Annotated in this window: 11 protein-coding genes; 5 read left to right on the top strand and 6 right to left on the bottom strand. The window is 72.8% G+C overall.

All coding sequences use genetic code 11. From position 1 onward, the window contains the following. Nucleotides 1–86 precede the first annotated feature (86 nt). Together K1J60_RS38045 and K1J60_RS38040 are read left to right on the top strand one after the other, a co-directional pair. Entirely contained in the window at nucleotides 87–1682 is a 1596-nt protein-coding gene (locus K1J60_RS38045) for an alkaline phosphatase D family protein (RefSeq protein WP_220650181.1), read from the top strand. Nucleotides 1683–1858: 176 nt separating this feature from the next. Beyond that, entirely contained in the window at nucleotides 1859–3142 is a 1284-nt protein-coding gene (locus tag K1J60_RS38040) for a GNAT family N-acetyltransferase (RefSeq protein ID WP_259408084.1), read from the top strand. A gap of 62 nt (nucleotides 3143–3204) precedes the next feature. Here the strand turns inward: K1J60_RS38040 and K1J60_RS38035 are convergent, their stop codons facing one another. Further along, the gene (locus K1J60_RS38035; protein WP_259408083.1) at nucleotides 3205–4446 is read right to left on the bottom strand and encodes a trans-sulfuration enzyme family protein; all 1242 of its coding nucleotides are present in this window, start codon (nucleotides 4444–4446) and stop codon (nucleotides 3205–3207) included. A 60-nt stretch (nucleotides 4447–4506) separates the two neighbouring features. Here K1J60_RS38035 and K1J60_RS38030 point away from each other — a divergent pair, with 60 nt between their 5' ends. Next, the gene (locus tag K1J60_RS38030; protein WP_033528993.1) at nucleotides 4507–4998 is read left to right on the top strand and encodes an Lrp/AsnC family transcriptional regulator; all 492 of its coding nucleotides are present in this window, start codon (nucleotides 4507–4509) and stop codon (nucleotides 4996–4998) included. 122 nt (nucleotides 4999–5120) lie between these two features. Further along, nucleotides 5121–6812, top strand: coding sequence for a DUF885 domain-containing protein (locus K1J60_RS38025; protein ID WP_220650179.1), 1692 nt, complete (start codon nucleotides 5121–5123; stop codon nucleotides 6810–6812). 172 nt (nucleotides 6813–6984) lie between these two features. Here the strand turns inward: K1J60_RS38025 and K1J60_RS38020 are convergent, their stop codons facing one another. Then, on the bottom strand, nucleotides 6985–7515 hold the full coding sequence (locus K1J60_RS38020) for an immunity 21 family protein (protein WP_220650178.1): 531 nt from the start codon (nucleotides 7513–7515) through the stop codon (nucleotides 6985–6987). Between the two features lie 88 nt (nucleotides 7516–7603). Further along, nucleotides 7604–8089 carry a rhodanese-like domain-containing protein gene (locus K1J60_RS38015; RefSeq protein WP_220650177.1) on the bottom strand — a complete coding sequence of 162 codons (486 nt, stop codon included), beginning with the start codon at nucleotides 8087–8089 and terminating at the stop codon, nucleotides 7604–7606. Between the two features lie 131 nt (nucleotides 8090–8220). On the opposite strand from K1J60_RS38015, the gene K1J60_RS38010 reads away from it, so the two are divergent. Continuing rightward, nucleotides 8221–8676, top strand: a complete 456-nt coding sequence (locus K1J60_RS38010) for an Lrp/AsnC family transcriptional regulator (protein ID WP_033529105.1) — start codon at nucleotides 8221–8223, stop codon at nucleotides 8674–8676. A gap of 34 nt (nucleotides 8677–8710) precedes the next feature. Here the strand turns inward: K1J60_RS38010 and K1J60_RS38005 are convergent, their stop codons facing one another. From K1J60_RS38005 to K1J60_RS37995, 3 genes are all read right to left on the bottom strand, one after another. Further along, nucleotides 8711–11701 (bottom strand): AAA family ATPase, encoded by a 2991-nt coding sequence (locus K1J60_RS38005; protein ID WP_220650176.1) that lies wholly within the window; start codon nucleotides 11699–11701, stop codon nucleotides 8711–8713. Beyond that, complete coding sequence (locus K1J60_RS38000) at nucleotides 11698–12861, bottom strand: exonuclease SbcCD subunit D (RefSeq protein WP_220650175.1); 1164 nt, start codon at nucleotides 12859–12861, stop codon at nucleotides 11698–11700. The genes K1J60_RS38005 and K1J60_RS38000 overlap by 4 nt, the downstream gene beginning before the upstream one ends. A 286-nt stretch (nucleotides 12862–13147) precedes the next feature. Further along, nucleotides 13148–15025 (bottom strand): ABC transporter ATP-binding protein, encoded by a 1878-nt coding sequence (locus K1J60_RS37995; RefSeq protein WP_220650174.1) that lies wholly within the window; start codon nucleotides 15023–15025, stop codon nucleotides 13148–13150. Between the last annotated feature and the right edge of the window lie 18 nt (nucleotides 15026–15043).

The raw sequence follows: 15043 nt of genomic DNA, 5'->3' as shown, positions 1-15043 counted from the left end.
GTTCACTTGTCGTTTCCGTGTGCGCTGCGGCGTACGCGTAGTTGTGGCTGTGCACATTGGCCGGATCCGTTGCTGGAGGCGCATTCATGTCACACCGTCCGCCGAGTTCCCTGCCCGGTCGCCGCAGCGTGCTGCGCGGCTCGTTCGCCGCGTCGGCGGCGCTGGCTCTGCCCGGTTCCGTCGCGCTCGGCTCGGCGCCCGCGCTGGCCCTCTCGGGGCGTCCCGAGGCGGGCTGGGGTGTGCAGGCCGGGGACGTGACGGCGCACTCCGGGCTGGTGTGGGTACGGTCGGACCGTCCGGCGCGCATGATCGTCGAGACGTCCGCCACCGAGTCGTTCCGCCATCCGCGCAGATGGCACGGCCCGCTGCTGGACGCCGGCACGGACTTCACCGGTACGACGCGGCTGCGCGGGCTGCCCTCGGGCGAACAGATCCACTACCGGGTGCTGCTCGCCGACCCGGACGACCCGCGCCGCACCGGGGAACCGGTCACCGGGACGTTCCGTACGACGTCCCTGAAGCGCCGCTCCGGGGCACGGTTCGTGTGGTCGGGCGACCTGGCCGGGCAGGGCTGGGGCATCAACCCGGACCGCGGTGGCTACCGGATCTTCGACGCGATGGGCGCGCTGGACCCGGACTTCTTCCTGTTCAGCGGTGACACCATCTACGCGGACGGTCCCCTCGCCGCGACGGCGGCGCTCCCCGGCGGCGGCACCTGGCGGAACGTCACCACGGAGGAGAAGTCCAAGGTCGCGGAGACGCTCGCCGAGTTCCGGGGCAACTTCCGCTACAACCTGCTGGACGAGAACCTCAAGCGGTTCAACGCCCAGGTCCCGGCGATCGCGCAGTGGGACGACCACGAGGTCACCAACAACTGGTACCCGGGCGAGATCCTCACCGACACCCGGTACACCGAGAAGAGCGTCGACGTGCTGGCGGCGCGGGCGCGGCGGGCGTTCAGCGAGTACTTCCCGATCTCCACGCTGCGGCCGGGCGCCCGGGAGGGCCGCGTGCACCGGGTGGTGCGCCACGGTCCCCTGCTGGACGTGTTCGTGCTGGACATGCGGACGTACCGCGACGCCAACTCGCCCGGTACGCAGACCACCGACCCGGTGGGCATTCTCGGAGCCGAGCAGTTGGAGTGGCTCAAGCGGGAGCTGTCACGGTCGCGTGCGGTGTGGAAGGTGATCGCCTCCGACATGCCGCTCGGCCTGGTCGTGCCCGACACCGGGGACGGCAGGCCGAACATCGAGGCCGTGGCGCAGGGCGACCCGGGCGCTCCGCTGGGGCGGGAGCTGCAGATCGCCGAGTTGCTGCGGTTCATCAAGCACCGCAAGGTCACCGGCACGGTGTGGCTGACGGCCGATGTGCACTACACCTCGGCGCAGCACTACCAGCCGTCGCGGGCCGCCTTCACCGACTTCGAGCCGTTCTGGGAGTTCGTCTCCGGCCCGCTGAACGCCGGCGCCTTCCCGGCGAACGCGCTGGACGGCACCTTCGGCCCCGAGCGGGTCTTCGTCAAGGCGCCGACCACGGCGAACGTGTCTCCGGCGGGCGGCTACCAGTTCTTCGGCGAGGTCGACATCGACGGCCACAGCGGGGAGCTGACGGTCCGGCTGCGGGAGCAGGACGGGACCGTGCTGTACACGAAGGTGCTCCAGCCGGGTCTCGTCGGGCAGTGACCCGACGGGCGCTTCCGCGCTGGTTTGACCTCCCCGGTCATCGTTGGCATCGGTTTCGACGGCATCGGTCATAGAAAAAGCAACAAAAGGTACGGAACGATGCTTTTACCGGTCAGTCACAAAGCGTTCGTGATCACGCAACACCGTTCGTTCACAGTGGCCACATGACTCAGGACATGACTGATGTGACCCGGGCGGGCAACGGCCGCCCCGTGCACCACCGACTGCGCTCCGTGACGGCCGGGTTCCGTGGCTGGTGGGAACGGCGCCACGGTCACGCGCCGCCGACGAGCGATACCGACGCCCGGCCGCCGCTCGCCGAGGGGCGGCAGGCCGGGCCGTCGGAGGCGGTCCTTCCGGGGGTCTCCGGTGCGACCCTGATGTGGCGTATGCGGACGACCGTGAAGGACCAGCCGGGTTCGCTGGCCGCGCTGTGCACGGCGCTCGCGGAACTCAGGGTCGACATCCTGAGCCTGCAGACGCATCCCCTGGCCGAGGGCACGGTGGACGAGTTCCTGCTGAGGGCGCCCGAGGAACTGTCGGCCTCCGAGATCGGCCGGGCCGTGGCGGAGTCGGGCGGCACCGGGATCTGGATCGAGCGCGGTGACGCCCACGACCTGGTGGACGCGCCGACCAGGATCCTCGGCCTGGCCACGCGCACGGCACTGGACGCTGCGGAACTCCCGCTCGCGCTGAGGCAGTTGCTCGGCCGCTGCACCATCCGCTCGCTGCCCGCCACCGCTCCCGGCTCGGGCCGGGCCCAGGAGAGCGTCCCGGTCGAGGGGGCCCTGGAGGACACGGTGATGCGGCTGCGGGCTCCGGAGGGTGGGGTGATCACGGTGGAGCGGCCGTATCTGCCGTTCACGCCGACCGAGTTCGCGCGGGCGCGGGCTCTGGTGGAGCTGGACGCGCGGCTCGGGCCCCGCATCCCGCGCAGCCAGGACGTCCTGACCCTGCCGGAGGGCAACGACATCACGGTGCGCCGTGCGGACGCCGGCGACCTGCGGGCGGCGAAGGCGATGCACGAGCGGTGCTCCGCACGCACGCTGACCATGCGGTACCACGGGCCCGTGGGTGACGCCGACCGGTACCTCAAGCACCTGCTCAGCCCGCGCTTCGGGCGGACGCTCGCCGTGCAGACGGCCTCGGGGCGCCTCGTCGGTCTGGGACACCTCCTCTGGGACGGCGACGAGACCGAGATCGCGCTGCTCGTCGAGGACGAGTGGCAGCGGCGGGGCATCGGCAGCGAGCTGCTGCGCCGTCTGGTGGAGATGGCGGCCGAGACGGGCTGCGAGAACGTGTACGTGGTGACGCAGTCGTCCAACACGGGGATGGTCGCGGCGATGCGCGGTCTTGAGCTGCCGCTCGACTACCAGATCGAGGAGGGGACGCTGGTGATCACCGCGCGGTTGTCCGAGGTGGGGGTCGTCGAAGCGGTGGAGGGTCGGAGCAGGGGGTGACGGGGTGGGTCGGGTGTGGTGGGCGGGGGCCGGCCCCGGCCACCTGGCCCGACCCCGGCCATCTAGCTGGTGGCCGCCTCGCGGATGACCGCCTGGCGGGTGGCCGCCTCGGCCGTGATCCGTTCGCCCGGTGTCCCGGCCATCCGGTCGCCCAGCGCACCGTCCAGGTCCGCCCACAGGTCCTCGATGTCCTCCAGGCCCACCGACATCCGCAGGAGCCGGTCGCTCACCCCGGCACCGCGGCGGTCCGTCTCCTCCACGATGCGGTGGCTGATCGAGGCCGGGTGCTGGATGAGCGTGTCCACGCTGCCGAGGCTCACCGCCGGGGTGATGAGGCGGACGGCGGCGATGACGTCGTGCGGGTCGCCGTGGACCTCGAAGGCGATCATGGCGCCGCCGATGCGCGGATAGTGGACGCGGGCGACGCGCGGGTCGGCGGCGAGGCGGCGGACGAGTTCGGCGGCGGTCGCGGAGGCCGCCCGGACGCGGACCGGGAGCGTGGAAAGGCCCCGCAGAAGGAGGTAGCCGGCGAGCGGGTGCAGGACGCCGCCGGTGGCGAAGCGGACCTGACGGAGCCGTCCGGCGAACTCCTCGTCGCAGGCCACGACCCCGGCCATGACGTCCCCGTGCCCGCCGAGATACTTGGTGGCACTGTGCAGGACGAGCCGGGCGCCCTGTTCGACGGGGCGTTGCAGGACGGGCGTGGCGAAGGTGTTGTCCGCGAGGAGCGGGACCGAGCCGCAGGCGTGCGCGAGGGCCCGCAGGTCCAGTTCGGCGAGGGTCGGGTTGGCCGGGGACTCGACGAGGACCAGGCCCGTGTCGGGGCGCAGCGCGTCCGCGACGCCGGCCGGGTCGACCCAGGTGACCTCGGTGCCGAGCAGCCCGGCCGTGAGGAGATGGTCGCTGCAGCCGTACAGGGGCCGTACGGCGACGACGTGCCGCAGGCCCGTCGAGGCGCGGACGAGGAGGACGGCGCTGAGGGCGGCCATACCGCTGGCGAAGGCGACCGCGCTCTCGGTGCCTTCGAGACGGGCGAGGGCGGTCTCGAATCGGGCGACGGTCGGGTTGCCGAGCCGTCCGTAGATCGGCGGGCCCTCCGGCTGGGCGCCGTCACCGGCGAAGGCGTCGATGCGGGCGGCCTCGCCCCGGCTGTCGTACGAGGGGTACGTGGTCGACAGGTCGATCGGCGGGGCGTGCAGGCCCTGGCGCGCGAGGTCGTCGCGGCCGGCGTGCACCGCCTCGGTGGCGAGTGCTCTCGGCGTGGTGCGTGCGTGGTCGTACGCGTGCGTGCTCGCTGAGTTCATGGACGTCAGGGTGAACATCGACCGGACGTCGGAGTTCGAACACCGTGCTACGTTCGAACAATGGCCGATTCCGTCGTACTCGATCCGGTGGATCTCCATCTGCTGCGGCTGTTGCAGAACGACGCCCGGACGACGTACCGGGACCTGGCGGCGCAGGTCGGGGTCGCGCCGTCCACCTGTCTGGACCGGGTGACACGGCTGCGCCGTGCGGGCGTGATCCTCGGCCATCAGCTGCGGCTGGATCCGGCCAAGCTGGGACGGGGACTGGAGGCGTTGCTGTCGGTGCAGGTCCGGCCGCACCGGCGGGAGTTGGTGGGGCCGTTCGTGGAGCGGATCCGGGCCCTGCCGGAGTCGCGGACCGTCTATCACCTCACCGGACCGGACGACTATCTCGTGCATGTCGCGGTGGCGGACATGGCGGATCTGCAGCGCCTGGTCCTCGACGAGTTCACGTCACAGCGCGAGGTCGCGCGGGTGGAGACCCGGTTGATCTTCCAGCAGTGGGAGTGCGGGCCCCTGCTGCCGCCGGACGCGGACCGGCCCTCGCCCTGAACCGGCGAACGCCGACCGGCCTCGGACGCTGATCACGCCCTGAGCGGAATCCGGCCGACGTAAGGCCCAAGCGCCCGGTAAGCAGCTGACGCCGCCCCGGCGGCCGTACCAAGATTGTCGGCATGTCTGACACCAAGAGCCCCCTGCCCCGTGAGGTCGCCGACGCGTATGTCGACGACCTCATCGCCCTCGACCCCGTGACCGGCACGTATCTGGGCGTGAAGGAGAGTTCCAGCAAGTTGCCGGACACCTCGCCGGCCGGTCAGGAGGCCCGTGCGGAGCTGATCCGGACGACACTCGCGCGGCTCGACGAGGCGGAGCAGCGACCGGGCGCGGACAGTGACGCCGAGCGCCGGTGTGCGCGCCTGCTGCGGGAGCGGCTGACGGCGGAGCTGGCCGTGCACGAGGCCGAGGAGGGGCTGCGCGCCGTCGGCAACATGGTCACGCCGCCGCACGAGGTGCGTGAGGTGTTCACGATCACCCCGGCGGAGACCGAGGAGGACTGGGCGGCCATCGCCGAGCGGCTGCGCGCGGTGCCGACGGCGTACGCCGGGTACCGCGAGTCCCTGGCGCTCGGGCTGAAGCGCAAGCTGTACGCGGGCCCCCGTCCGACAGCGACCTTCATCGGCCAGCTCACCGAGTGGGCGGACACGGACGGTTCGGGGCGCGGCTGGTTCGAGGACTTCGCGTCGGCGGGCCCCGCGTCGCTGCGGGCGGAGCTGGACGAGGCGGCTCGCGGCGCGACCCGGGCCGTGGTGGAACTGCGCGACTGGATGCGTGACGTGTACGCCCCGGCGGTGCAGGGGGCGCCGGACACGGTCGGCCGGGAGCGCTACGGCAGGCTGGTGCGCTACTTCACGGGCTCGGATCTGGACCTCGACGAGGCGTACGCGTACGGCTGGGCGGAGTTCCACCGGCTGCTCGGTGAGATGAGGCAGGAGGCCGCGAAGATCCTGCCCGGCGCCGAGACGCCATGGGTGGCGCTGGCGCATCTGGACGAGCACGGCCGGCACATCGAGGGCGTCGACGAGGTCCGCGCGTGGCTGCAGTCGCTGATGGACGAGGCGATCGAGGCGCTGGACGGCACCCACTTCGACCTCGCCGAGCCGGTGCGCAAGGTCGAGTCCTGCATCGCCCCGCCCGGCGGCGCGGCGGCCCCGTACTACTCGGCCCCGACCGAGGACTTCTCCCGCCCGGGCCGCACCTGGCTGCCGACGATGGGGGCGACCCGCTTCCCGGTGTACGACCTGGTCTCCACCTGGTACCACGAGGGCGTTCCCGGCCACCATCTCCAGCTCGCCCAGTGGGTGTACGTCAAGGACGACCTGTCCCGCTACCAGGCCACGATCGGCGGGGTCAGCGCCAACGCCGAGGGCTGGGCCCTGTACGCGGAGCGGCTCATGGACGAGCTGGGCTTCCTCAAGGACGCGGAGGAGCGGCTGGGCTATCTGGACGCGCAGATGATGCGCGCGGCCCGGGTCATCGTCGACATCGGTATGCACCTGGAGCTGGAGATCCCGGCCGACTCGCCGTTCCACCCGGGCGAGCGCTGGACCGTGGATCTGGCCCAGGAGTTCTTCGGCGCCCACAGCAGCCGTCCGGCGGACTTCGTGGAGAGCGAGCTGACGCGCTATCTGACGATGCCGGGCCAGGCCATCGGCTACAAGCTCGGCGAGCGGGCCTGGCTGCTGGGCCGGGAGAACGCCAAGCGTCGCCACGGCGAGGCCTTCGACGCCAAGGCGTGGCACATGGCCGCGCTGTCCCAGGGCTCGCTGGGCCTGGACGACCTGGTGGACGAGCTGTCCCGGTTGTGATCCGGGCAGGCCGGGGCCCCGCAGTTCGACGGCTGGGGCCCGGCCGCCCGCGCCGGTTTCGGTCGGCCGGAGAGCCCGCGCCGTACCAGAGAGCCCGTTCCCGGCCGGAGGCCTCACCGCCCGGCCAGGATCGCACCTCCCCGCCAGGGATCTCACCTCCCGGACGGAGGCCTCACGTGCCGGCCAGCGGTCTCACCCGGACCAGGCCGAGCCACGTCTCCGGGCCCGTCCAGACCTGGGCCGCGCTGATCCCGTACAGGCCGGGAGCCAGCTCCACCCGTACATGGTCCGTCTCCCGCAGCGACCTGCCGGGCCACACGGCGTCGAGGAGGACGACCGACCCGGGCACCCGCCAGTGCAGCTCCGGCTCCCAGGCCGCGGTGTCGAGCGCCGCCGGAACGCCCGCCAGGAGCTCGGTCTCGGTGTCGGCCGCGCACCAGCGGACGAAGGTGCCGTGCTCGGGCAGATACGTGGTGGACGCGGGTTCGTCGCCGAGCACCAGGGCGCGGGTGTCGCCGACCGGCAACAGGCCGACGTGTCCGTCCACGTCGCAGGCCCGGTCGTAGTCCGAGGACGTCTCGTCGCCGTCGGCGCCCGCCCAGAACGGCAGCACCGCCTCCGGTATCGCTATGAGCGGTCCACCGCTCGACTCCACCCACCGCACCACATGGGGCACCACCGCCGCGTCCGCGTATCCAGCCATGCCCAGAAGCTACACGGCGATATCCGGGCCTAACTCGCCACCCCCGAAAGCTTCTTGACATGCTGTCAGCAAGGCGGCCGGCAAGGGTTCAGCAACCGCAGTCCTCGGCGTCCACGGGCGCGGTCAGCGGGTCGGCCTCGCGCCGCGCCGCGCCCTCCCAGGTCTCGTACGCGAAGCCCTCGCGGGCCCAGTACTCGAAGCCGCCGAGCATCTCCTTGACCTGGAAACCGAGTTCGGCGAGGGCCAGGGCGGCGCGGGTCGCGCCGTTGCAACCGGGGCCCCAGCAGTAGGTGACGACCGGCACGGACTTGTCGAGCAGGCGCTCGGCCTGCTCGGGGATGAGGGCGGTGGGGAGGTGGACCGCGCCCGGCACGTGCCCCTGGTCCCAGGACGCGGTGGAGCGGGAGTCGAGGACCACGAAGCCGGGGTCTCCGTCGGCGGCGAGGGCGGCGGCCACGTCGGAGACGTCGGCGTGGAAGGCGAGGGCGGCCCGGAAGTACGCGGCGGCCTCGGCCGGGGCGGCGGGGGCGACACGCAGGACGGGGTTGACGGCGGATGCGGCGGCGACGGTCATGAGCTGGCCTTTCCCTCGGGGGAGCCCTTGTTTCCCTCACCGGAAATCTACGACGGGTGATCACCGTCCTGAAGGGGCGATCCACGGCTCGGACCTTGTTCGGCCGGGGATTCCCCTGCTATCCATCCGGCATGGCCACGAATTCCCCGTATCTGCCCGATGCCACCGACTGGCGCATCCTGGAGGTCCTCCAGCGCGAGGGCCGGGCCAGTTTCGCCGAGCTCGCCCGCGCCGTGTCGATGTCGGCGAGCGCCGTCACCGAGCGGGTGCGGCGGCTGGAGGAGGCGGGCGTGATCCAAGGCTACGCGGCCGTCGTGGACCCGGAGCGGCTGGGGCTGCCGATCCTGGCGTTCGTCCGCCTGCGCTACCCCCACGGGAACTACAAGCCGTTCCACGACCTGGTGGCCGTCACGCCCGAGATCCTGGAGGCGCACCACGTCACGGGCGACGACTGTTTCGTGATCAAGGTCGCGGCCCGTTCGATGCGCCATCTGGAGGAGGTGTCGGGCAGGATCGGCGCACTCGGTTCGGTGACGACGAGCGTCGTCTACTCCTCACCGCTGCCCCGGCGCCCGCTGGGTCACTGACATCGCCGCCGTACAGCCCGCCCCGCCCGCCGGATCACCGGCCCCGCTGCCGCACGACCGATCCCGTCCGCTCCTTCACGACCTCCAACTGCGCGTGGACCCGCCTGCGCAGGTCGGCGACGTGACTGACGATGCCGACACTGCGGTCGCGTTCGCGCAGTGCGTCGAGGACGTCGAGGACCTCGTCGAGGGTCTGGTCGTCGAGGCTGCCGAACCCCTCGTCGATGAAGAGGGTGTCGAGCCGTACGCCGCCCGCCTCGTCGGTGACGACGTCGGCCAGACCGAGGGCGAGCGCGAGGGAGGCGAAGAACGTCTCCCCGCCGGAGAGCGTGGCCGTGTCCCGCTCCCGCCCCGTCCAGGCGTCGACGACGTGCAGTCCGAGACCGCTGCGACCGCGTCCGGCACGGTCGTCGGAGTGGACGAGGGTGTAGCGGCCGGAGGACATCCGCTGGAGCCGTACGGTCGCGGCGGCGGCGACCTGTTCCAGACGGGCGGCGAGGACGTACGCCTCCAGGCGCATCCGGCGCTCGTTGTCGGCGGAGGTGCCGGCCGCGAGGCCCGCCATCCGGGCGACACGGTCGTACTCCTCGCGCAGCGGTGCCAGCCCGCGCACGGAGACGGCGGCCCGCGCGGACAGCCGGTCGAGTTCCGTGCGGCGCCGCTCGGCGGCGTCCCACGCGGAGACCGCGTCCTGGAGACGCCGGGTGGCGGCTTCGGCATCCCGTTCGGCGGTCGCGAGGTCGGCGGGCGGCTGCTCGGCCGCGGCGGCCGTCTCGGGCTCGGCGAGCACCGCCCGTACGGCCGCCTCCTCCGACTGCCAGGCGTCGAGGCGGTGTTGGAGATCGCGGTGGGCGGCGTCGTCGAGCACGGCCGCGGCCGCGTCCCGTGGCGTGTCGAACCCGGCGCGGAACGCCGCGTCGGCGAGGCGCGCGTCGGCGTCCTTCAGACGCTGCGCGGTGTCGTCGGCCACTCGGGCGGCCTCGGCGGCCCCACCGAGCTTCGCGGCCCACGCCTCCAGCCGCCCGGCCAGCTCGGCCACGCTCTCGGCGTCGCCCCGGGCCTGCGTCAACTCGGCCTCCAGGGTGGCTCGTTCCCGCGCCAGCGTGTCGCGCCGGGTCTCGCGGGACGCGGCCCTGACCGCCGCCTCCTGTCGTGCGGCGGCCCGCCGGTCGCGCTCCTGCTCGGCGTGCAGCAGCGCCTCCTGGGCGGGGTGGAGGTCGACGGCGCGACGCCGGGCCTGCGTGTGCTCCCGCTCCAGCTCCGCCGCCGTCGCCGCGAGCCGCTCGGTCGGCGCGTCGCCCGCCTCGGCGCCGGCGGCGGCCAACGCCCGCTGCGCGAGACCCAGTTGCCGCTCGGCCCCGGCCCGCTCCTCGTCGGCCCGCTGGAACGCGGCGAGTGCCTCCTCCTCCGCCTCCCGGTCGACATGTCCTGCGACCTTCTGGGCGGGTTCGGGGTGTTCCGTGCCGCCGCAGACGGCGCACGGCTGCCCCTCGACGAGTCCGGCGGCCAACTCCGCCGCGATCCCCGACAGCCGCTGTTCCTTGAGGTCCAGCCAGTGGGTGCGGGCCTGCGCCGCCCGCTCGGCCAGCCGGAGCACCCGCGCCTGGGCCTCGTCGGTGTCGCGGCCGAGCTGGTCGCGCTGACGGGCGGCGGCGAGCCGCTGCTCGGCGGGCTCCCGCCGCACGGCGAGCTGTTCGGCGCGGGCGGCGGCCTCCTGCGCGGACTCGATACGGCTCTGCAGGGCGGCCCGGGTGGACTCCCACTCGGCGAGCCAGCCCTCGGCGTCCTGCAGGACGCCCTCGTCCGCCCGCTCCTCGCTGTCCAACTCGGCCTGCTCGGTGCGGAGTACGGCGAGCCGCCGCTCGGCACGACGGGCCGACTCCAGCGCCCCCAACTCCTCCGAGGCCCTGCGGGCGGCAGCAGCCAGTCCGGCGGCACCCGCGTCGGCGTACGCTCCCTCCAGGCGCGCTCGGGCGTCCTCCTCCTCCGCCGTCGCCCGCCGGTGGTCGGCCTCGGCCGCGTCCCTCAGCTCCAGTGCCGGAGCGACGGCCTCCGCCTTGCGGGCGCGCTCCATCCGCGCCCGGTCCTCCCGGTGGGCGTCCGCCCGTTCCTCCAGCCGTGCGGCCCGCTCCCGGGCCTCCGCGAACCGCCGTTGCAGCCGCGCCCGTTCTCGTACGTCGGCCAGGACGCGGTCGGCCGCGGCCCGGGCCGACTCAGCCGCCGCCCGCGCGCAGTGGGCGATGGTGAGCCGTTCCCGGGCGGTGCTGCGGGCGACGGCGGCCCAGGCGAGGACCGCGTCGGCGAGACCGGGGTCCCCGGGTGCCAGCTCGGGCAGGTCCGGGGCGTCCCCCGCCGCCTGCTGCATCCGGTGGGCGTCGGCGAGCAGGGCCGCGTCGCCCTCGCGCACCCGGGCCTCGGTCTCCCGGCGGCGGTCGGCGAGCCGCTTCTCGACGGCGGCGAAGTGGTGGGTGTCGAAGAGGCGGCCGAGGAGCCGCCCGCGCGCCTCGGCGTCGGCACGCAGGAACCGCGCGAAGTCGCCCTGCGGCAAGAGCACGACCTGGCAGAACTGTTCCCGGCTCATCCCCAGGACCTGGGTGATCTCCTCGCCGATCTCCTGGTGGGAGCGGCTGAGGTCCTTCCAGGAGCCGGCGACCGCGTCGTACTCGCGCAGCCAGCTCTGCGCCTTCTCGATCGTGGTGCCCGTGCCGCGTTTCTTGGGCCGCTCCCAGGGGGGCTGCCGGGTGATCTCCAACCGGCGTCCGGCGACGGTGAGTTCGAGGCGGACCTCGGTGCGGGTCGAGGGCGCCGCGTGGTCGCTGCGCAGGTTCATGCCCTGGCCGCTCTGCCGGGCCCCCGGCACCGAGCCGTACAGCGCGTAGCAGACGGCGTCCAGGACCGAGGTCTTGCCGGCGCCGGTCGGGCCGTGCAGCAGGAAGAGTCCGGCGGCCGAGAGGTCGTCGAAGTCGACGGACTCGGTGCCGCCGAAGGGGCCGAAGGCGGCGATGTCGAGCCGGTGGAGTCTCATCGGGCGACCTCCCGGACCGTCTCGTCGGCCCGTACGGCGTCGAACGCGTCCCTGAGCACGGTCCGTTCGTGTTCGTCGGGGCCGGTACCGCGGACGTGGGCCACGAAGTCCTCGGCGATCTGCTGGTCGTCCCGGCCGGCGAGGCGCCGGGCGTAGGAGACGTCCGGGTCGCCGGGGGCTCGTTCGGGGTCGAAGACGAGACTGAGCGTGTGCGGGAAGCGTTCGCACAGCCGGGCCATGGGCTCGGCCGGCCGGACGGGGTCGGTCAGGGTGGCCTCGACCCATGCCTCCTCGTGCCGGGCCAGGTCCGGATCGGCGAGCAGGTCGTCCAACCGCCCTCGGATCCGGGCGAGGGGCCGTGGCACGGGGCAGTCGATCCGCTCGGCGTCGACCGAACCGTCGGCTCCGAGGTCCACCAGCCACATGCTCTTGCGGTGCTCGGCCTCGGAGAAGGAGTAGGGCAGCGGGGAACCCGAGTAGCGCACGCGGTCGGTGAGGGTCTGGCTGCCGTGCAGATGACCCAGCGCGACGTAGTCGACACCGTCGAAGACACCGGCGGGCACGGAGGAGACGCCGCCGACGGAGATGTCCCGCTCGCTGTCGCTGGGTTCGCCGCCGGTGACGAAGGCATGGGCGAGGACGACGGAACGGGTGCCCGTCGGCCGGGTGGCGAGGTCGGCCCGGACGCGGTCCATGGCGGCGGCGAGCACCGTTTCGTGGCCCGCCTTCTCGACCCCGAACTCGTCCTTCACAAGGGCGGGTTCGAGGTACGGCAGCCCGTAGAAGGCGACGTCGCCGTGGGCGTCCGACAGCAGCACGGGCGTCCCGGCGGCCGAGGCCGACGTCCGCAGATGGATGCCGGCCCGGTCGATGAGGCCCGCCGCGACACCGAGCCGTCGCGCCGAGTCGTGGTTCCCGGAGATCATCACCGTGGGCACGTCCAGCTCGGCCAGGCGGTGCAGGGCGTCGTCGAAGAGCTCGACCGCGGCCAGCGGCGGCACCGCCCGGTCGTACACGTCCCCGGCCACGACCACCGCGTCGACGTCGCGCTCTCGCACCGTCGCGACCAGACGACCGATGAACTCGGCCTGCGCGCCGAGCATGTTCACCCGGTGGAACGTCCGACCCAGATGCCAGTCGGAGGTGTGCAGAATTCTCAAGAAACTGCTCCGACCTGCATGCATCCCCCTATTTCACCCGTGGACCCGGCACCGGACCGACGCGGCCCCGCTCTCAGCACCGACCACGCTAACGCCTGTCGGCACCTGCCCCGTCACGGACCTCGGTCCGCCGGCCCCCACGACCGGCCGATGCCGCCCCACGACCGGCCGGTGCCGGAACGTGCCGCGGAGCCCCACCCGGTACGGGCGGGGCTCCCACTCGGCTCCTGCTCGGTTCGCTCTCGACTCCTGCTCGGCTCCTTCTCGGCTCGCTCTCGGCTCGCTCTCAGCTCCCTGTCGGCGCCGGGCCGGCCGGTGCGGGCAGGCCACCGAGACCGGCGCCCCCGACCGTTCCCGCGAGGTCGGTCTCGGCGCTCTCGCCGAGGAAGCCGCCCGACTGGTGCTGCCACAGCTTGGCGTAGGCGCCGTTCGCCGTGAGCAGTTCCTCGTGGGTGCCCTGTTCGACGACGTTCCCGCGGTCGAGGACGACGAGACGGTCCATGCCGGCGACGGTGCTCAGACGGTGGGCGACCACGAGGGCCGTCCGTCCGTCCATCAGCCGCCACAGGGCGTCCTGGACGAGGATCTCGCTCTCCGAGTCCAGCGCGCTGGTCGCCTCGTCGAGGAGCAGGACCGGGGCGTCGCGCAGGATGGCCCGCGCGAGCGCGACGCGCTGGCGCTGGCCGCCCGAGAGTTTCACTCCCCGCTCCCCCACCAGCGTGGCGAAGCCGTCGGGGAGTTGGCCGACGAACTCCGTGACGTGCGCGGCCTCGGCCGCCGCACGGATCTCCTCGTCGGTGGCACCGGGCCGGGCGAAGGCGATGTTGTCCCGCAGGCTGCGGTGGAACATGGCGGGTTCCTGCGGGACGTAGGCGATCAGCGAGCGCAGGTCGGTCTGGCGCAGCCGGCTGATGTCCTGCCCGCCGATGAGGATGCGTCCGTCGTCGATGTCCGACATCCGCAGCAGGAGCCGGGTGAGCGTGGTCTTGCCGCCGCCGGACCTGCCGACCAGCCCGATGCGCGCGCCCGCGGGCACATCCAGGTCGAGTCCCTGGAAGATCGGCTTCGCGCCCGCGTGGGCGAAGGTCACCGTCTCGAAGCGGACGCCTGTGTCGCGCGGGGCGAGAGGTTCGGGATCCGTCGGGTCGAGCACCGTGGGCGGATCCAGCAGCAGTTCGGTGAACTGCGCCGCCTCGGTCATCGAGCTTTCCAGACGCCGGTAGATCTGGTTGAACTCGAACATGATCTGGGTCGCGTTGGAGTAGTAGGTGAAGGCGACGACGACCTCCTCCACCCCCCGGCCCGAGCCCCCGAAGGCGATGGCGACCAGCAGCCCCAGCACGTTGGTCAGGACGGACATGGGGGCGATCAGGACGTCGACGCGCAGATTGCCGTAGTCCCACGACCGCAGCGTCAGGCGCCGGGAATCCGCGACGCGGCTGCGGTGTTCCTCGGCCTCCCGCCGCTCGGCCGCGAACGCCCGGATGGTCTCCATGTTCACGAGGCTGTCGGCGACATGGCCGGAGACCCGGGCGACCGCCGCCTCACGGTCGTTGACGAGCCGCTGCCGACGGCGGATCAGCGGTGTCGCGGCCACCACGGTCACCGCGATCATCAGCAGGAGGCCGACGACGAGCATCGGTTCGTAGCTCCACAGCACCACGGCCCCGAACAGCAGGGGGACGACACTGCCCACGATCCGGTAGGTCAGCGTGTCGACGAAGTCCTCGAAGCGCTTGCCGAAGCTCAGCACCCGTTTGGTCAGGGAGCCGGCGAAGTTGTCGTGGAAGAACGCCGCGTCCTTGGCGAGGAGTTCATCCATGCCGCTCACGTACAGGTGTTCCATACCGAGGGCGTCCACACGGTTCAGGCAGTGCTGCCCGACCCGCCACACGGCCTCGGCGAGCAGCAGTGTCACACCGAATCCCACCACGTACGGCAGCGCCGAGCCGAGGGTGAGACCGCCCTCGTCGGCGGCCTGACCTGCCAGTTTGGCGATCAGCAGGGGGGCGACATAGCGGATGCCGATGTTGCCCACGGCCGGCAGCAGCAGCGCGGGCAGGGCCAGTCGTCGTAGGCGCAGCAGTTCCCGACCGTAGCGGCGCAGGGCCAGAACGACCGCGCTCCTGCCCGGCGTCGACCCTCGCGTATCTGTTGTCCCCATCACACTCCCGGAGTTAGG

The organism is Streptomyces akebiae (genome assembly GCF_019599145.1).
GTDB lineage: Bacteria > Actinomycetota > Actinomycetes > Streptomycetales > Streptomycetaceae > Streptomyces > Streptomyces akebiae.
This window is presented reverse-complemented; position numbering and strand designations above follow the sequence as displayed.